This is a genomic window from Cobetia sp. MC34 (assembly GCF_018340035.1).
GTDB classification, from domain to species: domain Bacteria; phylum Pseudomonadota; class Gammaproteobacteria; order Pseudomonadales; family Halomonadaceae; genus Cobetia; species Cobetia amphilecti.
Map to the genome: position 1 here is coordinate 91,241 of NZ_JADPPY010000012.1, position 19,814 is coordinate 111,054.

Annotated in this window: 14 protein-coding genes; 11 read left to right on the plus strand and 3 right to left on the minus strand. The window is 61.2% G+C overall.

Annotation, left to right across the window (positions count from 1 at the left end; all coding sequences use genetic code 11):
• Nucleotides 1–7 precede the first annotated feature (7 nt).
• The 3 genes from IZU87_RS08850 to thiO all read left to right on the plus strand — a co-directional run bounded on the left by IZU87_RS08850 (nt 8) and on the right by thiO (nt 5,248).
• Nucleotides 8–3,424: a pilus assembly protein gene (locus IZU87_RS08850; protein ID WP_213114282.1), complete on the plus strand. Its 3,417-nt coding sequence runs from the start codon at nt 8–10 to the stop codon at nt 3,422–3,424.
• A gap of 84 nt (nt 3,425–3,508) precedes the next feature.
• Entirely contained in the window at nt 3,509–3,970 is a 462-nt protein-coding gene (locus tag IZU87_RS17900; protein WP_052384920.1) for a type IV pilin protein, read from the plus strand.
• A gap of 132 nt (nt 3,971–4,102) precedes the next feature.
• Nucleotides 4,103–5,248 (plus strand): glycine oxidase ThiO, encoded by a 1,146-nt coding sequence (gene thiO / locus IZU87_RS08860; RefSeq protein WP_213114283.1) that lies wholly within the window; start codon nt 4,103–4,105, stop codon nt 5,246–5,248.
• 49 nt (nt 5,249–5,297) lie between these two features.
• On the opposite strand, the gene IZU87_RS08865 is transcribed toward thiO, so the two are convergent.
• Nucleotides 5,298–5,561, minus strand: coding sequence for a PP0621 family protein (locus IZU87_RS08865; protein WP_043337174.1), 264 nt, complete (start codon nt 5,559–5,561; stop codon nt 5,298–5,300).
• A 180-nt stretch (nt 5,562–5,741) separates the two neighbouring features.
• Between IZU87_RS08865 and IZU87_RS08870 the strand changes: the two genes are divergently transcribed.
• Nucleotides 5,742–7,376, plus strand: coding sequence for an NAD+ synthase (locus IZU87_RS08870; RefSeq protein WP_213114284.1), 1,635 nt, complete (start codon nt 5,742–5,744; stop codon nt 7,374–7,376).
• A 142-nt stretch (nt 7,377–7,518) separates the two neighbouring features.
• Here IZU87_RS08870 and IZU87_RS08875 read toward each other — a convergent pair whose 3' ends face one another.
• Nucleotides 7,519–8,322, minus strand: a complete 804-nt coding sequence (locus IZU87_RS08875; RefSeq protein WP_054556941.1) for an outer membrane protein assembly factor BamD — start codon at nt 8,320–8,322, stop codon at nt 7,519–7,521.
• Between the two features lie 94 nt (nt 8,323–8,416).
• Between IZU87_RS08875 and rluD the strand changes: the two genes are divergently transcribed.
• From rluD to ilvN, 5 genes are all read left to right on the plus strand, one after another.
• A complete protein-coding gene (gene rluD, locus IZU87_RS08880; protein WP_054556942.1) occupies nt 8,417–9,370 on the plus strand; it encodes a 23S rRNA pseudouridine(1911/1915/1917) synthase RluD in 954 nt (317 codons plus the stop codon).
• Nucleotides 9,371–9,409: 39 nt separating this feature from the next.
• On the plus strand, nt 9,410–10,186 hold the full coding sequence (gene pgeF, locus IZU87_RS08885; protein ID WP_043337183.1) for a peptidoglycan editing factor PgeF: 777 nt from the start codon (nt 9,410–9,412) through the stop codon (nt 10,184–10,186).
• A gap of 327 nt (nt 10,187–10,513) precedes the next feature.
• A complete protein-coding gene (clpB, locus tag IZU87_RS08890) occupies nt 10,514–13,162 on the plus strand; it encodes an ATP-dependent chaperone ClpB (protein WP_213114285.1) in 2,649 nt (882 codons plus the stop codon).
• Nucleotides 13,163–13,740: 578 nt separating this feature from the next.
• On the plus strand, nt 13,741–15,465 hold the full coding sequence (locus IZU87_RS08895) for an acetolactate synthase 3 large subunit (RefSeq protein ID WP_043337225.1): 1,725 nt from the start codon (nt 13,741–13,743) through the stop codon (nt 15,463–15,465).
• On the plus strand, nt 15,465–15,956 hold the full coding sequence (gene ilvN / locus IZU87_RS08900; RefSeq protein ID WP_043337227.1) for an acetolactate synthase small subunit: 492 nt from the start codon (nt 15,465–15,467) through the stop codon (nt 15,954–15,956). Before IZU87_RS08895 ends, ilvN begins: the two co-directional genes overlap by 1 nt.
• Before the next feature lie 74 nt (nt 15,957–16,030).
• Here the strand turns inward: ilvN and ilvY are convergent, their stop codons facing one another.
• Nucleotides 16,031–16,960 (minus strand): HTH-type transcriptional activator IlvY, encoded by a 930-nt coding sequence (ilvY, locus tag IZU87_RS08905; protein ID WP_043337230.1) that lies wholly within the window; start codon nt 16,958–16,960, stop codon nt 16,031–16,033.
• A 320-nt stretch (nt 16,961–17,280) separates the two neighbouring features.
• On the opposite strand from ilvY, the gene ilvC reads away from it, so the two are divergent.
• Nucleotides 17,281–18,297 (plus strand): ketol-acid reductoisomerase, encoded by a 1,017-nt coding sequence (gene ilvC, locus IZU87_RS08910; protein ID WP_213114286.1) that lies wholly within the window; start codon nt 17,281–17,283, stop codon nt 18,295–18,297.
• A 209-nt stretch (nt 18,298–18,506) separates the two neighbouring features.
• Nucleotides 18,507–19,358, plus strand: a complete 852-nt coding sequence (gene pssA, locus IZU87_RS08915) for a CDP-diacylglycerol--serine O-phosphatidyltransferase (RefSeq protein WP_054556944.1) — start codon at nt 18,507–18,509, stop codon at nt 19,356–19,358.
• Nucleotides 19,359–19,814: the final 456 nt, after the last annotated feature.

A 19,814-nucleotide genomic window follows, 5' to 3' on the forward strand; every position in this document is an offset into this window, starting at 1 on the left:
TCTTGACATGACTCCGCGTACTTTACGTTATTGCCTGCTGCCTATGTATGGCTTGGCATTTATCACTACAGCAAGCTTTGCTGCCTCTTCAAATGACGAGCGTACGCTCTCACAGCTGCCGATTACCCAGAACGTGGGTGTCACTCCGAATGTTCTGCTGTTGTTGGATGATTCTGGGTCAATGTCCTTTGAAGATACAGTAGAAGGCGGGGGGTCGCCTCGTGGTTATGATAAGCTATTCGGATACGATTGGCGTTGTTCCAGTTATTGTAATTGGAATAGCAGCTGGAAGTATGTGTTCTCCCAGTATGAGCTTGATAAGCATTTTTTCTGTTCGTCATATAACTCGCAGGCCTATAATCCAAATCTTGATTATCTTCCTTGGAAGCTAGAGGAAGATGGCGCTCGGGCCGATGATAGTGATCCAGAAAATGCTTTGATTGATTATTCTAAAGGCGATGTCTCAGGAAATCGCGTTGACTTGACAGATCGTAAGCGTGGTTTTTCCTATTATGTGGATAGTGGTAATGCTGGTAGTGGTTGCAGTGTAAAATATGAAGTTTCAGATCTATTACCTGCACAAAAACAAAATTATGCTAATTGGTTTACCTATTATCGAGATCGTCTGAGTGTGGGTAAGGCGGCCAGTTTGGAGCTGTTGACAGGGACGCAATATCGTACTGGCTTCATGACGATCAATCCAGATTCTGATACAGCTCAACAAGTACCAGTCGATGATATTATCACCAAGATACTAAATGCGGTCGGCAGTCTTTTGGGTTCTGCTCTTGGTGGGGCCGCTGTCAATACCAATGCGCACTTCGACGATGTGCGTGATGCCATTGCTACCAGTGTAATCAGTAGTGTCAATAGTTATCGCGGCACACCATTGCGTGAAGCACTCTATCGTGCTGGCGAATATTATCGCGGTGATAGCTCACCTATCATGAGTGCTGATTTGGGCGGCATGTGTCAGCAAAACTTCACCATTCTGGTTACTGATGGTTTCTGGAACCGCGAAAGTACCAGTGGCGATCGTACTCGCGTTGAATCGATCGGAGATGCAAATAATGATGGGCGACGTTGGTATTACTCCAATGGAGGATACGGAGGCAAAACGACATTGGCTGATGTTGCCTATTACTACGCGAACAAGGACCTCAAGGAATCATTGGGTAGTGGTAGTTATGAGAACCAGGTGATGACGACCTATACCGTCGCATTTGGTGTCGAGGCTGATGATGACAGGTGGAATACTCGGCTGAATAGCGACATACCTGGATATGTGCAGGAATCGACCTCCAGCACCATCGATGACCTCAAGCAAGCTGCGGAAGATGGGGGCGGGCTCTACTTCAATGCCGCTGATCCTGCGGCCTTGGTCGATGCTCTGGCAGCCATTTCGCGAGATATCGTGGCGCGTGGTGAGAGTGTCAGCGGTGTGGCGACCAATCTGAGTACTGCGGAGGTTGAAGCAGGTGGTGTCGTACTTCAGGTCAGCTATTCCCCCGCCAGCTGGTCGGGGGAAGTCACGGCGGTATCGGCAGTGGCTCAGGGAGACTCCGATGCCGAAGTGGTGGATAGCGAGACATTCGAGGCAAACCAAGAGGCCCCTGTATGGAATGCATCGGACAGGCTGACGGCCAATCTCAATAAGTCAGGAGTCGCCAGTCGCAAGGTCTATACCGCGGATAACGGTTCAACAGTCGTGTTGTCAGAGGGCAACCTCACCAGTGCGCAGCAGAAGGATCTGGAGCGTTATGCGCCCGATGATCTGAGCAAAAGAGAGGGGCGCGAGGCGGTGGTTGCCTGGCTCAAGGGGAGTCGCGCACTCGAGGGTAAGGGCCTGCGTACCCGTCAGGGTAGCGTGTTGGGCGATATCATTGGATCTTCCCCAGTCGTTGTGACTCGCGATGGCGGAAATGAGCAGGGCAGTGTCTTTGTGGGAGCCAATGACGGCATGTTGCATGCCTTTGATCTCGAGTCTGGCGATGAGCAGTTCGCGTATATTCCTGAGCTGTTGTTCAGCAAGGAAGATGGAGAAGGGCTCGGTTATCTGGCAAGCACCGGTTACCAGCATCGTTATTATGTTGATGCCGTACCACGTGTGACGACGTTAGCTGATGGGAGTACCTGGCTGGCGTCCGGGTTGGGCGGCGGTGGCCGTGGGGTTTTTGTGCTCAATGTCTCGGATGCCGTCAAAGGCAATGAGGTTTCGGCTGCTGGACTGGCAGGTTGGGAGTTTGGGGTCGCCAATAACCGCAATGGCCTCAAGGATAAGGATATCGGCTATGTCTATGGCAGTGTTCATGTTGGTCAACTCAACAATGGCCAGCAGGCCTTGCTGATCCCCAATGGACTCAAACCGGAGAACGACAAGGCTTCTGTCACTCTGTTTCTGCGTGAGCTGACGTCTGGTACCGCGATAGCCAAGCTTGTCGGCGGGAGTGATGCAGGAGAACTCACCAGCCTTCAGGTCGCTGACCTTGATGGCAACGGCACGATCGATTTTGCTTACGGCGGTGATATGCAGGGGAGAATGTGGAAGTTTGACCTTAGTGAGAGGGACCCAGCGGAGTGGAAGTCCAGTCTGCTTTTCACTGCCACCTGTGACTCGGATAGTAGTGAAGGCTGCGCCAGCGGGAGTGTTCAGCCGATCACGGTCAAGCCGACATTGAGCCGCCTCTCTGGTGCGACGAATACCATGGAAGAGCCCAATCTCCTTGTGTCATTCGGCACGGGTGAACAGCTCTATACGCCGATTGATGATGACGTGGCCAGCCAGCAAAGTCTGTATACCGTGCTCGATGACGGCCAGCATCTCGGCCTGGGGCGTGAGCAGCTTGAGCAGCGTGAGTTTACTGGTGTGGAGCATGCTGAGGGAGAGATTGTCGGGCGCACGCTGGATGGCCAGCTTTTTGATTACGGCCAGCAGCCTTTAGCCAGTGACAAGGAGTCACGCTTCGGCTGGTATCTGGATCTCGTTGATGCTGGCGAGGAGGTCGTCCAGCCTGCCAGTTTGCTGGGCAATCTGCTGGTCGTCTCAACACGCACTGACGGCGGCGGCAGTAACTTCTGTGAAGCCAATAGTAGTGGCTGGTTGATAGCGGTCGACGTACAGACTGGTTTGCCGTCTTACGATAGCGGCAACTCAAGCTATGTCCCGATTTTCGATCTCAATGGAGACAGTAGCTTCGATGATGGAGATCTTATTGGAACAGTAAATGAAGCTGGTCCTGAGGTTGGCAATATCCTGGTCAGCATCAAACTCTCTGGTGAGCCTAGTGGCCTGGCCAGTATTGGCAATCATGTCTTTGTCGCTACAGGGGCCAGTGGCAGCGACCCTGGCACGGTTACTCCGTTCGAGCTCAATGTGCAGACGTCTGCGACATCTGGCCGTGTCTCCTGGTACCAGCTGCGCTGAAGCTTTCGGTAAAGCGTGTACTTTTACTTCTTATGTCAGCCACCGCAACTTGCCGCGGTGGCTGTTTCACGACAGGACATGCCCATGATTGAACAAGCCATTGCCAATGAGCGTATAGACAGTCAGTCAAGCGCTTATCGAAGAGGGCGGGGCTTCAGTCTGATCGAGTTGATGATAGTGGTTGCCATCGTCGGCATTCTGGCTGCCATCGCGTATCCCAGTTACCAGAATCATGTTCTGCGTACCCACCGCGAGGACGCTCATGTCGCGCTGGTGTCGCTGGCACAGGCGCAGGAGCGCTACATGGCGCGCTGTGGTGAATACTCATCCAGTATCGGGGGTGGCTCGAGCTGTGATGATGACGGTTTGGGGCGTGCGACCACGTCGCCTGATGGCTTTTACACATTGAGTCTTGATGGCAATGCAACTGCTTTTACTGTCAAGGCGACGGCGACAGGTGTTCAGGCTCGCGATACTGAGTGCAAGTCCTTGAGCTTGAGTAGTACCGGGCGCCGGACGGCTGAAGGCGATGGCGATTGCTGGTAGCCGTGAAGCGCTCGGCTCTGCTCAATGCTGGAGGCTCTGCGCAATGCTGGATTGCACGCGGCTCGCTTGCACCGCCTTGCGGGCGGCGTATTCTTGATCCCTTTCCCGGGCTGATGGCAGGAGCGAACAGGCGTGAATGACTTTGTGGTGGTAGGCGGTGGCGTGATCGGCATGCTGACCGCGCTGGAGCTGGCGGATGGCGGTGCCGAGGTCACGCTGGTCGAGCGAGGCCAGTGTGGGCGTGAGGCGTCATGGGCGGGTGGCGGTATCGTCTCGCCGTTGTATCCGTGGCGTTATAGCGCGCCGATCTCGCGCCTGTCTGCCTGGTCGGAAGGCTTCTACCCCACCTTGGCCGAGCGCCTGATCGAGACCACCGGCATCGACCCCGAATATCGCCAGCAGGGCCTGCTGTACCTGAATGTCGAGGACGCCGAGCAGGCACTGGCCTGGTCCCGGGAATATGCCAAGTCGCTGACGCGCGTGGACGCCGACTTCGTCTATGACAAGGCACCGGCGGTCGCGCCCGGCTGCGAGTCGGCATTGTGGATGCCGACGCTGGGCAGCATCCGCAATCCGCGTCTGGGCAAGTCACTGCGTGCCGCGCTCGACGCTCATCCGCGCGTGCGGCTGCTGGAGAATGTCGCGGTGCAGGGCATTCTGCTGCAGGACGACACCGCCATTGGCGTACAGACCGCCAATTCGGTGCTGTCTGCCGGCCAGGTCGTGGTCTGCGGTGGTGCCTGGAGTCGAGAGATTCTGAGTGAGGCGGGGCTTGCGCTGCCGGTGCGGCCGGTACGCGGCCAGATGGTGCTGTTCAAGGCACCCAAGGGGCTGGTGGAGCGCGTGGTGCTCAAGAATGGTCGCTACGTGATACCGCGGGGCGATGGCCGCATCGTGGCTGGCTCGACGCTGGAGGAGGTCGGCTTCGACAAGGCGACCACCGCCGAGGCGCGCGAGTCACTGATCAAGAGCGCCTGCGAGATCATTCCCGCGCTGGCGGAGTGTGAGGTCGAGCACCACTGGGCGGGACTGCGCCCCGGTTCGCCGACCGGTACGCCCTTCATCGGTGCCGTGCCTGAACGCCGCCACCTGCACGTCAATGCCGGCCATTACCGCAATGGACTGGTACTGGCGCCGGCCTCGACCCGGCTGCTGGCGGATCAACTGCTCGGGCGCACGCCGATCATCGACCCCGCGCCCTACCAGCCCGAGACCCTGCTGGCCGAGATCGCTGCGCTGGATGCGTCGTCAGATGCCGGTGAGACCCGCTGGGCCTGAGGGATTGGTTGCCGTCTTTCGCCATCGAGCATCTCGTCTCGGTGGCGAATCATTTGCGCGGCCCTTCGTCGAGGAAGTGTTGCTGGTGTTCCTGGCAGCAGAAGTGCAGCGCCTCATGGCGGATGGCGTCATTTTCCGGCAGATGCAGGTCGCAGTAGGCGCAGCGCACCATGTTCTGCGCCTCGCGTTCGGCGGGGCTGTCGTTGCCGTAGTCGTCCTGGCTCAGCTTCCATTGGCGATACATGCGGTAAAGGCGCAGGCCGGCCCAGAACAGGGCGACGAAAACCAGCAGACGGATGATCAACAGGCTCATTCCTATATGACTCCCAGATGAGGCGGCGCGCGTGGCTTTTGCCAGCGGCGCGACCTTGCGGGACAATGGCGGCCAACATGATGACAGGTGGGCCGGTGCACGGCTCAGTGATCTGAGCCAGATGTCTGGCCACAGTGTACTGGCCCCTTATCGAACCGCCAATCGAGAGATCCTTACCGCATGCAAGATCTGACTCTGGTGATGGCCCAGCTCGACCCGCTGGTCGGTGATATTCCCGGCAACACTGCGCGTGCCATCGAATCGGTGCGTGAAGCGAGTCTTGAGCACAAGGCCGATGTCGTAGTGCTGCCCGAGTTGTGTCTGACCGGCTACCCGCCGGAAGACCTGCTGCTGCGCGAGTCCATGGAATCCCGCCTTGAGGAGGCGCGCGCCCAGATGGCGAAGAAGGTCGCGCCGGGCGTGATGGTCATCGTCGGCTACCCCGGCATGCGTGACGGCAAGCGCTACAACCTGGCCGGCGTGCTCAAGGATGGTGAGTGGATCGCCGAGTATGCCAAGCAGGCCTTGCCCAACTATCAGGTCTTCGATGAGCAGCGCTATTTCACGCCGGGCAGCGAGCCGTGTGTGGTCGAGTGCCGTGGTGCCCGCCTGGGCATCGTCATCTGCGAAGACCTGTGGGACGGCGCGCCGATCCGTCAGGCGCGCGATGCCGGTGCCGAGATTCTCGTCAGCCTCAACGCCTCGCCCTATCACTTGGAGAAGCCGGCCGAGCGCAATCAGCTGTTCGCCGAGCGGGCAGCCGAGGTCAATTGCCCGCTGGTCTACGTCAATCAGATCGGCGGTCAGGATGAGCTGGTCTTCGACGGGGGCTCTGCCGCCATCGATGCCGACGGTAAGACCTGCGTGCAGGCGCCGTGGTGGGATGTCGGCCTGATGCCGGTGCAGTTCCTCAAGGCAGAGGGTGGCAACTGGGTGCCGCAGAGTGGCGAGATCGCCGAGCTGCTGTCGCCGGAGGAGTCACTCTACTGTGCGTTGGTCACCGGGCTGCGCGACTACGTCAACAAGAGCGGCTTCAAGGGTGTGGTGCTGGGGCTTTCCGGGGGCATCGATTCCGGCCTGTCGCTGGCCATCGCCGTCGATGCGCTGGGCGCGGACCGCGTGCACGCCGTGATGATGCCGTATCACTACACCGCGGACATCTCCAAGGAAGACGCCGCCGAGCAGGCCAGGCTGCTCGGCGTGAATTACGAGGTGATGCCCATCGCGCCGATGGTCGAGGCCTTCACCGGGACCCTGGCGGAGAGCTTCGCCGGCAGCGAGCGCGACACCACCGAGGAGAACCTGCAGTCGCGGTGCCGTGGCGTGCTGCTGATGGCCATCTCCAACAAGAAGGGCCTGATGGTGCTGACCACCGGCAACAAGAGCGAGATGGCGGTGGGTTACGCCACGCTCTACGGCGACATGGTCGGCGGCTACAACGCGCTCAAGGATGTCTACAAGAGCTGGGTGTTCCGTCTCGCCAACTGGCGCAACACCATGGGTCCGGCGATTCCGGAGCGCGTCATCACGCGCCCGCCGTCCGCCGAGCTCGCCGAAGACCAGCTCGACAGCGATTCGCTGCCGGACTACGACACCCTGGATGCGATTCTCACCCACTATATCGAGGGTGACATGAGCGCCGAGGCGATCATCCGCTCAGGCTTCGAGGAAGAGGATGTCTATCGCGTGGTGCGTCTGGTCGACCGTACCGAGTATAAGCGTCGTCAGGCACCGGTAGGCGTGCGCGTCACGCCGCGCGGCTTCGGGCGGGATCGTCGCTACCCGATCGTCAATGGCTGGGTGGCCGGCGAATGACGGATTGCGGATTCTTTGCGCAAGACGCTGAAAGCGCCTGAATCCGACGATTCTGGCCATGCTGGCAGCACGAAAAAGCCCGTGATCGATGATCACGGGCTTTTCGATGGTGACGCCTGCCGGTCGTCAGACCGTCAGACCGTCAGACCGTCAGGTCGTCAGCCTTCACGTAACGCGGCTCGAAGGTACGACCATCCAGACGTTCGTTGTCCGGATCATTCTGGATCAGCACCTTGAGCGTTTCGCTGGCACGGTCACGCAGACCGAGGCCCAGATAGCCCTCGACCATCACGGCCAGCGCATCGCGGGTGGCAGGAGTGTTAGGGTAGTGCTCAATGACCCACTCACCCCGCTTCACGGCAGCCAGATAGGCCTGCTTGCGCAGGTAGAAATCGGCTGTCTGCAGCTCGCCGCGCGCCAGTACGTTGCGCAGATAGATGATGCGCTGACGGGAATCTGCCGCGTAGGTGCTGTTGGGGAAGCGACGTACCAGCTCACCGAAGTCGACATAGGCATCGCGTGTCGCGCCCAGGTCACGCTTGGAAATATCGATCAGATCGAGGGATTCCAGGCTGAAACGACCCGCGCTGTACGCTGCCAGTCCACGCATGTAGTAGGCATAATCGACCTGCGGGTGATCGGGGTGCAGGCGAATGAAACGGCTGGCCGCGGCGCGTGCCGCCTCCCAGTTGTCGACCTGGTAATAGGCGTAGATCAGCTCCAGCTGCGACTGTTCGGCGTAGCTGCCGAACGGGAAGCGAGTATCCAGGGCTTCAAGTTGTTGCACAGCGGAGTTGAAGCGGCTGGTATCCAGGGAAACCTGGGCCTGACGATACAGGTCCTGCTCCTGAAGATCCGGTGCCGGCTCGTTGGACGCACAGCCAGCCAGCAAGGTGCTGGCCAGGGCGAGGGCAGTCAAGGGAAGGGCGCGCATCGGTTTCCTCATCTCGGGCAATCCATGGCGGGCATGCTAGAATCCGCCGATCCGCACTCACTATAAAGCAAAGGCCCTTTCGTGCGAAACGGCCTCAGAGAGCAATATGGCAGACACCATCAACCGCGAAGAGCGGATCCCGGAGGCGATGATTGGCATGCGCCTTGATCAGGCCTGCGCCGAGATCTTCTCCGACTATTCCCGCGAGCGTCTCAAGCACTGGATCAAGACCGGTGCGCTGACCCTCGACGGTGCCGCCGTCAAACCCCGCGAGAAGGTCTATGGCGGTGAACGTCTGGCCCTGACCGCCGAGCTGGAAGAGGAAGTCAGCCACGAGCCGGAAGATATCGAGCTCGAGATCGTCTATGAAGACGACGACGTGCTGGTCATCAACAAGGAGCACGGCATGGTCGTGCACCCGGGCGCGGGTAACCACGATGGCACGCTGCTCAACGCCATCCTGCATCATTGTCCGGGCAATTCCATGATGCCGCGTGCCGGCATCGTGCACCGTCTCGACAAGGACACCAGCGGCCTGATGGTGGTGGCCAAGTCATTGACCGCCCAGGCGGACCTGGTCGAGCAGCTGCAGGCCCGTACCGTGTCGCGCGAGTACGATGCCGTCGTCACGGGCGTGCTGACCTCCGGTGCCACCGTGGATGCGCCCATCGGGCGTCACCCCAAGGACCGCAAGCGTCAGGCCGTCACTCACAGTGGCAAGCCGGCGGTCACCCACTTCCGCGTGGTGGAGCGTTTCCGGGGTCACACCCATATCCGCTGCAAGCTGGAAACCGGGCGTACCCACCAGATTCGCGTGCACATGGCGCACCAGCGCTATCCGCTGGTCGGAGATCCGGTCTACGGCGGGCGTCTGAAGCTGCCGCCGGGGGCCAGTGACCCGCTCAAGGAGCTGCTGCGTCAGTTCCCGCGCCAGGCACTGCATGCCCGTCGTCTCGCCTTCATCCACCCGATCACGGGCAAGGAAGTCGAATTCCGCGCCGAGATGCCGGGCGACATGCTGGTGTTGATCGACTATCTCAAGGAAGACATCGCTCGCTGAGGCGGCAGGCTCGCGCGACACGCCGCACAAGGAGAGGTTATGCACGACGAGAGTCTACGCCCGACCCTGATACTGCCGGACTGGCCCGCGCCGAGCCCGGTGCAGGCCTTCGTGACCACGCGTGAGAGCGGCCCCAGCCAGGGGCCGTATGCCGGCTTCAATCCGGCGCTGCATGTCGGCGATGACCCGGCGATGGTGGCGCAGGTGCGCGAGCTGCTCGCGGCGGAGGTCGATGATGGGCGTCCGCTGGCGTGGCTGGATCAGGTACACGGCACTCAGGTGGTGGATGCCTTCGATGTCTGCCACGCCGAAGACCGGCCGGATGCGCCGCCACGGGCGGATGCCTGCATCAGTACCGGCACCGGGCAGGCCTGTGTGGTGATGACGGCGGACTGCCTGCCGGTGCTGTTCTGTGATCGGCAGGGCACGCGCGTCGGTGTGGCGCACGCGGGTTGGCGCGGGCTGGTCGAAGGCGTGCTGGAAGCCACCATCGAGCGTCTCGGTGATGACCCCGGCGAGCTGATGGCCTGGCTGGGCCCGGCGATCTCCAATGCACAGTTCGAGGTCGGCCCCGAGGTGCGTGATGCCTTCATCGCGGATCTGCCCGAGGCCGATGACGCCTTCGAGGCCAGCCCCTACCGGCTCGGGCACTACATGGGTGATCTCTACAAGCTGGCACGCCTGCGTCTCGAGCGTGCCGGAGTCGGTCATGTCAGTGGCGGCCACTTCTGTACCGCCTCTGAATCCCGCTTCTATTCCCATCGGCGTGATGATGGCGTGACCGGACGCCTCGCCACGGTCATCTGGCTGCGCTGAGGCGCTGATCAGGAATCTCTGATCGGGACTTGGATCAGCGCATTCCGCCAGCTCGACATGCAGTACCCACAAACGCCCCGTTGACCTGATGTCTCAGGTTGGCGGGGCGTTTCTGTGTGTGGCAAAGATGATGGCCGGCGAGGGCGGCGGGTCGTCGTGGTGGCGGGAATCTGACCTGGATCAGGCAAATGCCACAACATGCTGCAGCGCGGCGAATCCTGCCTTGAAAGCCGTGCGCCAGCCCCCATCTTGAGAGTCAGATACGAAATGTTACAGGCGAAGCTCCTGAGAAAAGGAGTACCGCCATGACTCTCAGGAGAAGGCACCATGCGCATCGACAAACTCACCAGCAAGCTGCAGAACGCTCTGGCGGATGCCCAGTCGCTCGCCGTCGGGCGAGGCCACAATGAAATTCACCCGCAGCATCTGCTGCTGGCACTGCTGGAAGACCGCGATGGCGGGCTCAAGGCACTGGTCAACAAGGCGGGCGGCGATGCCACCAGCCTGATGAGTGGCCTCAAGCGCCAGCTGGATGATCTGCCCACCGTGTCCCAGTTCGACGGCAATGTCGCGCCCTCGCAGGCCCTCGGCAAGCTTCTGAATCTGGCCGATCGCGAAGCGCAGAAACGCGGCGATCAATACATCGCCTCCGAGCTCGCGCTGCTGGCCGCGCTGGAGCTGGGCGGTGATCTCGGCAAGCTGTTCACCTCCTCGGGCATCAAGAAGCCCGCCCTGACGTCCGCCATCGATGCGCTGCGCGGTGGCGAAGCCGTGGGCGATGCCGATGCCGAGAACAATCGCGAAGCGCTCAACAAGTACACCCTGGATCTGACCGAGCGCGCGCGGGATGGCAAGCTCGACCCGGTGATCGGGCGTGACGAGGAAATTCGCCGCACGATCCAGGTGCTGCAGCGTCGCACCAAGAACAACCCGGTGCTGATCGGTGAGCCCGGCGTCGGCAAGACCGCCATCGTCGAGGGGTTGGCCAGCCGTATCGTCAATGGCGAGGTGCCGGAAGGCCTCAAGAACAAGCGCGTGCTGTCCCTCGACATGGGCTCGCTGCTGGCGGGGGCCAAGTTCCGCGGCGAATTCGAGGAGCGCCTCAAGTCGGTGCTGAAGGAGCTGGCGCAGGAAGAAGGCCAGGTCATCCTGTTCATCGACGAGCTGCACACCATGGTCGGCGCGGGCAAGGCCGAAGGCGCGATGGATGCCGGTAACATGCTCAAGCCGGCGCTGGCGCGTGGCGAGCTGCACTGTGTCGGTGCCACCACGCTTGACGAGTATCGTCAGTACATCGAGAAGGACGCCGCACTCGAGCGCCGCTTCCAGAAGGTGCAGGTCGACCAGCCCAGCGAGGAAGACACCATCGCCATCCTGCGTGGCCTGAAGGAGCGCTACGAGGTGCACCACGGGGTCGACATCACCGACAGCGCCATCATCGCCGCCGCACGGCTGTCCTCGCGCTACATCACGGACCGCCAGCTGCCGGACAAGGCGATCGACCTGATCGATGAGGCCGCGTCACGTATCCGCATGGAGCTGGATTCCAAGCCGGAGGAGATGGACCGTCTCGACCGCCGCCTGATCCAGCTCAAGATGGAGCGTGAAGCGCTCAAGAAGGAAACCGACGAGGCGGCGCTCAAGCGTCTCGGCGCGCTTGAGGACCAGATCTCGGAGCTGGAGCGGGAATACGCCGACCTCGATGAGGTCTGGAAGGCCGAGAAGTCCAGCATTCAGGGCGCGGCCCAGTTCAAGGCCGAGCTGGAGCAGGCGCGTATCGATCTGGAGCAGGCGCGTCGCGCCGGTGATCTCAGCCGCATGTCGGAACTGCAGTACGGCGTGATTCCGGGGCTCGAGAAGCAGATCAGCGAAGCCGGCGACGGCGAGGCGGATACCTCCGCCCACGTGCTGCTGCGCTCCAATGTCACCGAGGAGGAGATTGCCGAGGTCGTCTCGCGCTGGACCGGCATTCCGGTTGCCAAGATGCTCGAAGGCGAGCGTGACAAGTTGCTGCGCATGGAAGAGGCGCTGCACGAGAAGGTGATCGGCCAGGACGAGGCGGTGATCGCGGTATCCAATGCAGTGCGTCGTTCACGCGCTGGGCTGTCCGATCCGAATCGTCCCAACGGCTCCTTCCTGTTCCTCGGCCCGACCGGTGTCGGCAAGACGGAGCTCTGCAAGTCACTGGCCAACTTCCTGTTCGACACCGAAGAGGCGATGGTGCGCATCGACATGTCCGAGTTCATGGAGAAGCATTCCGTGGCTCGCTTGATCGGCGCGCCTCCCGGCTATGTCGGCTATGAAGAGGGCGGCTATCTGACCGAGGCCGTGCGCCGCAAGCCGTACTCCGTGCTGTTGCTTGATGAGGTCGAGAAGGCGCATCAGGATGTCTTCAACATCCTGCTGCAGGTGCTGGAAGATGGCCGCCTGACCGATGGTCAGGGGCGTACCGTCGATTTCCGCAACACCGTGATCGTGATGACCTCCAACCTGGGCTCGGAAATGATCCAGCGCATGAGCGGCCTCAATGGCGAGCTGGCGGAAGACGAGAGCAGTACGGAAAGCGCCGACGAGCGTGCCGAGCGCAAGGCGGCCTTCCAGTACGACGACATGAAGACGGCGGTGATGGAAGTCGTCGGCAATCACTTCCGCCCGGAGCTGATCAACCGCATCGATGAAGTGGTCGTGTTCCACGCGCTGGGACAGGCGCAGATCGCCTCCATCGCGGGCATCCAGCTTGAGCGTCTCAAGGCGCGTCTGGCCGAGCGTGATCTCGGCTTCGAGATCACCGACCCGGCGATGGCGTTGCTGGCCAAGGCCGGCTTCGATCCGGTCTATGGCGCTCGCCCGCTCAAGCGCGCCATCCAGAGCCGCATCGAGAACCCGCTGGCCCAGGCCCTGCTGGGCGGTGACTTCGTGCCCGGTGACGTCATCCATGTCGGCGAAGAGGGCGGGGAGTTGACCTTCACGCGCTGATTCGCGCGCCCGTGAGTGACGCCCCACCGTGACGGAAGCACGCCCTTCCGCTTGCGGTGGGGCGTTCTTGTGTCTGCCGCCCGGGCGCAAAAAGACAACCCGGCGTGAGGCATGCTGAAATTCACGAAGCAGAAAATTGCGAATTTATCGCCATTGGTGAGGTTTTACGCACGCTTATGGCCGGATTCGTTGTTATCGGTGTGGCATTTGGCGCAGGCGGCGCACACTGGCGTAAGGTTGAGTTGACAGCCCCTTGCGGCTGTTGGACTCTTGACCATTCCTGATTGCGGGCGCGGCCATTCGGGCGACCCTCGAAGCGCCGCGTGAAGGACAGACGCTGAGTCGCTGTCCGCCTGTCAAAGGATACGCCGGTCCGGGTACGCCAACCGTACCGACCGGCCATCAGCCCCGACCGCATCCAACCGATGCGACAAGAGTGCAGGCCCTAACCGGGCCGCAGACGCCAGGGTTTGGCATCAGGTGCCGCAATTTCTGCGGTAGCGACATTCAGGTCGCACTCGATCCGGCTTGCGCATTGCCGCCGGACGCACTCGAGACCTCCAGGGGAGAATAACCAAGTGGAATTGCTTTCCGGCGCTGACATGATCGCCCGCGCCCTGCATGACGAGGGCGTGGAATATATTTACGGCTATCCCGGTGGAGCGGCGCTGCATATCTATGACGCCCTGTTCCGCCAGGACAAGGTCCAGCACATTCTGGTCCGTCACGAGCAGGCCGCGACCCACGCCGCCGATGGTTACGCGCGCGCCTCCGGCAAGCCGGGTGTGGTGCTGGTCACCTCAGGCCCGGGCGCGACCAATGCCGTCACCGGCATCGCCACGGCCTACATGGACTCGATCCCCATGGTCGTGCTGTGTGGTCAGGTCGCCAGCCACCTGATCGGTGAAGACGCCTTCCAGGAAACCGACATCGTCGGTGTGACTCGCCCGATCGTGAAGCACAGCTTCTCGATCAAGCACCCGAGCGAGATTCCCGAGGTGATCAAGAAGGCCTTCTATCTGGCCTCCAGTGGTCGCCCGGGGCCGGTCGTCATCGATATCCCGAAGGACATGACCGCCCCGACCGAACGCTATGAGTACAGCTACCCCAAGAAGGTACGCATGCGCTCCTACAGCCCGGTCACCCGTGGCCACAGCGGCCAGATCAAGAAAGCCGTCGAGCTGATGCTCAAGGCACGTCGCCCGCTGTTCTTCACCGGCGGTGGTGTGGTGTCCGGGCGTGCCAGCGAAGCGCTGACTGACCTGGTGCGCCGCCTCAACTTCCCGATCACCACCTCGCTGATGGGCATCGGTGCCTACCCGCAGGGCGATCGGCAGTGTCTGGGCTGGCCCGGCATGCACGGCTCCTACGAGTCGAACAATGCCATGCACCACACCGATCTGATCATCTGTATCGGTGCGCGCTTCGATGACCGCGTGACCAACAACACCTCGAAGTTCTGCCCGACGGCCAAGATCATCCACGTCGACATCGACCCGAGCTCGGTCTCCAAGACCGTGCGCGCCGATGTGCCGATCGTCGGTCCGGCCGATGCCGTGATCAACGAGATGATCAGCCTCGTGCAGGGTCGCGAGCTGGCCAATCCTGATGCACTGGAGGCCTGGTGGTCCCAGATCGATGGCTGGCGTGCCGAGCGTGAAGGCAAGCTGTATGAGCCGTCCGCCCCGGGTGAGCCGCTCAAGCCGCAACAGGTGGTGGAAGCCGTGCACCGTGCGACGCGGGGTGAAGCCTTCGTTGCCACCGATGTCGGTCAGCACCAGATGTTCGCCGCCCAGTACTACAAGTTCCAGCGCCCCAACCGCTGGATCACCTCCGGTGGTCTGGGCACCATGGGCTTCGGGTTCCCGGCGGCCATGGGCATCAAGATGTCCTACCCGGAAGACGATGTGGTGCTGTTCACCGGTGAAGGCAGCTTCCAGATGATGATGCAGGAGTTCTCGACCTGTAAGCAGTACGGGATCGGGGTCAAGATCATCAACCTCAACAACCAGTCGCTGGGCATGGTGCGTCAGTGGCAGGACCTGAACTACAAGTCCCGTCACTCGCATTCCTATATGGAGTCGCTGCCTGACTTCGTGCAGCTGGCGGGTGCCTATGGCTTCCGTGCCATCAAGGTGCACACGGTGGAGGAGCTCGAGCCTGCGCTGGAAGAAGCCTTCCGCAACAAGGACGAGCTGGTGTTCCTCGACATCTATGTCGACCCGCGTGAACACGTCTACCCGATGCAGGTGCCTCTCGGCTCCATGCGTGACATGCTGCTTACGAAGACGGAGCGGACCTGATGCGCCATATCATCTCCATTCTGATGGAAAACGAACCGGGCGCGCTGTCACGGGTCGTCGGCCTGTTTTCACAGCGCAACTTCAACATCGAGACCCTCAACGTGGCCCCGACCGAAGACGCGACCCTGTCCCGTCTGACCGTCACCACGGTCGGTGAAGATCGCGTCATCGAGCAGATCACCAAACACCTCAACAAGCTGGTGGATGTGGTCAAGCTGGTGGATCTCACCGAGGGCAGCCACATCGAGCGCGAGCTGATGCTGGTCAAGGTCAAGGCGCTGGGCGCCCAGCGTGACGAGATCAAGCGCACGGCGGACATCTTCCGTGCCCAGATCGTCGACATCACGCCGAGCCTCTACACCATCCAGATCACCGGCGACGGTGGCAAGCTGGATGCCTTCCTGGCGGCGATGCAGCCGGTGGGTGTGCTGGAAGTGGCACGTACCGGTGTCTCCGGCATTGCCCGCGGTGAGAAGGTATTGAGCCTGTAAGACGGTGGTGGTGGAATCGCAAGACAAGAACGGCGCCCCTCGGGGCGCCGTTTTCGTTGGCTCGCTGTCAGGTATCAGTCAGCGGGGCGCTGCGGCGAGCCGGGCAGTTGCTCCCACAATGCGCGCACCAGCGGGTGACGCAGGCGTTTTTCCTGTACGCACAGGCCGACCTTGTAGGGGGTCAGCGGCGGATCGACATCAAGGATGCGCACCTGGTCGGCCAGCGGCGAATTGTCGAGCACGATCTGCGGCACCACGCCGATCCCGAAGCCCAGCCCGACCATGCTGACGATGGCCTCGTTGCCGGCGACCTGGGCATACAGGCGAGGCTTGATGCCGCGTGTATGGCACCAGGCATCGAAGCGCTCGCGCGCCAGGCCGGTCTCCGACAGGATCATCGGCACGCGCGTCCAGTCGATGTGGTCGTCGCCCGCCGCCGAATCGTCCGCCTCGCCGATGCCTTCCAGTTGCTGGCCGGGGCCATCACGACGCGGGGCAATGAAGCGCAGTGGCGACTCGGCGAAGTCGGTGAAGGCGAGTCGGGAAGGCAGCACGTCGGGGCGCGCGGCGATCGCCAGGTCCTCGTGCCCCATCAGGACGCGCTCCAAGGCCACGGCGGGGTCGCCGGTATGCAGCTTGAGCTCTACATGCGGATGACGGGCACGGAAGGTGGCCAGAATCTCGTAGAGAAAGCTGTAGCTGGCGGTCACCGAGCAATACAGGGAGAGCTCGCCGCGCAGTTCATCGCTGTCTTCCAGCAGTGACTGGCGAATGTCATCCCATTGACTCAGAAGTTCGCGAGCATGACGACGGAAGCGTTCACCCGCCGGTGTCAGCGCGACGCTGCGGTTGTCGCGCTCGAATAGGCTGACGCCCAGCTCTTCCTCCATGGCCCGGATGGCACGTGACAGGGCAGAGGCGCTCAGGTGGCAGGCTGTGCTGGCGCGCCCGAAATGCAGCGTTTCGGCGAGGGTCAGGAATTGCTTGAGTTGACGATTGTCCATGCCGGAGTCCGCTGTCGGTGAGTGCTGTAGAGGGAAATGCCTTGTGTTGCGCAATATGGCATATGATGGTGCAAATATAGCATTTTACGCAATGTCGAGGTGCAGGTAAGGTGGACTCATCGCCGCGCAGGAGGAGGACGGCAGACCTTGATCCAAGGCGCACGACCTCCCCAGGACGCAGAGCGGCCGAGACAGATGGCCGTCGGCGCTGGACACTGTCATACGCCTTTCCCTTGCGGGAAGGGTCGCAAGAACAACAGACACTCTTTCAAGATCTCACGCCATCCCGCTGACGGGGTGAGCCGCCAGGAGCAATGACGATGAAACTCTATTACGACAAGGATTGTGAGCTCTCCCTCATCCAGGGCAAGAAAGTGGTCATCCTCGGTTACGGTTCCCAGGGCCACGCCCACGCGAACAACCTGAAGGAATCCGGCGTCGACGTCACCGTAGCCCTGCGTCGCTCTTCCTCCAGCTGGGCCAAGGCCGAAGCGGCTGGTCTGAAGGTTGCTGAAGTCGAGGAAGCGGTCAAGGCTGCCGACCTGGTCATGATCCTGGCGCCGGACGAGAACCAGAAGGCCATCTACGAGAACCAGGTGGAACCGAACCTGAAGCAGGGCGCGACCCTGGCCTTCGCTCACGGCTTCAACGTCCACTACAACCAGGTCGTGCCGCGTGCTGACCTCGACGTCATCATGATCGCGCCGAAGGCACCGGGTCACACCGTGCGTTCCGAGTTCGTGAAGGGCGGCGGTATCCCGGACCTGATCGCCATCCACCAGGATGCGACTGGCCAGGCCAAGGACATCGCACTGTCCTACGCGGCAGGCGTCGGCGGCGGCCGTACCGGCATCATCGAGACCACCTTCAAGGACGAGACCGAAACCGATCTGTTCGGCGAGCAGGCTGTCCTGTGTGGTGGCGCGGTCGAGCTGGTCAAGATGGGCTTCGAGACCCTGACCGAAGCGGGCTACGCACCGGAAATGGCCTACTTCGAGTGTCTGCACGAGCTCAAGCTGATCGTCGACCTGATGTACGAAGGCGGCATCGCCAACATGAACTACTCCATCTCCAACAATGCGGAGTATGGCGAGTACGTGACCGGCACCGAAGTCATCAACGAGCAGTCCCGTGTCGCCATGCGCAATGCACTCAAGCGCATCCAGAGCGGTGAATACGCCAAGATGTTCATCCAGGAAGGCAACACCAACTACCCGTCCATGACGGCCCGTCGTCGCCAGAACGCCGAGCATCCGATCGAGCAGACTGGTGAGAAGCTGCGCGGCATGATGCCGTGGATCACTGCCAACCAGCTGGTCGACAAGTCACGCAACTGATCCTGGCTATTGGATCCGGCGTGAAATGAGCGGGGCGCTCTCCATCAGGAGGGCGCCCCGCTTGCGTTGTTGCTCTATAAGCGCTATCGAATGGGAGAGGGAAGTGACAGTCGACGGTGAGGCCGCTAGGGTGTCACCACTATTCGCGCTCACTGGCAGGTGTAGAATGTGGTTACCCTGCCACGACGAGGCATGATGCAAGGAATCCCATGACTGACGAAAATCGACATCCCGGCGCAGACGAAGCCCCCGAAGCACAGACACGCCGCAGCAGTTCAGTGCTGGACAAGGTAGTGGAGGAGTTCACCGACGACAGCGAGGTCGTGGAAGAAGCCATCGAGGACGGCAAGCCCGTTCGTCGGCGTGGCATCTATCTGCTGCCTAACCTGTTCACCACCTCCGCGCTGTTCTCCGGCTTCTTCGCTGTGGTGTGTGCGCTGAACGGGGAGTTTGCCAACGCCTCCATCGCCATCTTCGTCTCGATGGTGCTCGACGGCCTGGACGGTCGTGTGGCGCGCCTGACCAACACCCAGAGCGCTTTCGGTGCCGAGTACGACAGCCTCGCGGACATGCTGTCCTTCGGCGTGGCGCCGGCGTTGGTCACCTTCAGCTGGATTCTGCAGGATGTCGGCAAGATCGGCTGGATCGCCGCCTTCGTCTACGTGGCAGGCGCTGCGCTGCGTCTGGCGCGCTTCAATGTCCAGATCGGCTCCACCGACAAGAAGTGGTTCATCGGTCTGCCGAGCCCGGCAGCGGCGGCACTCGTGGCCGGCTGCGTATGGACCATGCACAACTTCGACGCCGAGACCTTCGCCTTCAAGTCGCTGATGGTCTTCGTGGTCGCGGCTGCCGGTATCCTGATGGTGTCGAACATCCGCTACTACAGCTTCAAGGAAATCGACCTCAAGGGGCCGGTGCCCTTCGTGGCGCTGCTCGCTATCGTGCTGGCCTTCGTGGTCATCTCGCTGGAGCCGTCCGTGATGCTGCTGGGCCTGTTCGGTTGCTATGTCGCCAGTGGCCCGATCATGGCGCTGGGGCGCAAGCTGCGCGGTAACAAGTAAGCGTCAGCTGTCAGCAATGTGATGATCGATATTCGGCCCCGCCATTCCTGGCGGGGCCGAATGCGTTTCTGGCCGGGGGAAGATGTCAGCAAGCAACGGCGCGACGAGGACAAGAAGAAAAGAGAAGTAGTATGAGGAGGGGAGAGAAAGGCAGAGCAGAGATGTCACCCGTATGTCCCGAGAATGACAATCTCTTGAAAAAGCCCTTGCCCTCACGGTGGTTCGTGCGTAAAGTACGCATCCGCTGCCGGGGACGCATGGCGTTACCAGCGGTGAAAGAGGTTTGCAGGTGGTTGTTTTGCTTGAGGTTTTTGAAGTCCGCTTCGAAGATCATCGATTGACAATCCCGGGCGATTCGCTAGAATACGTCGCACTCCTTACGGAACAGGTGATCGAGCAACGCTCCTCACCGCTTGATGATGCTTAGAGGCAGTCGACTGACTCATCATCAAGTGC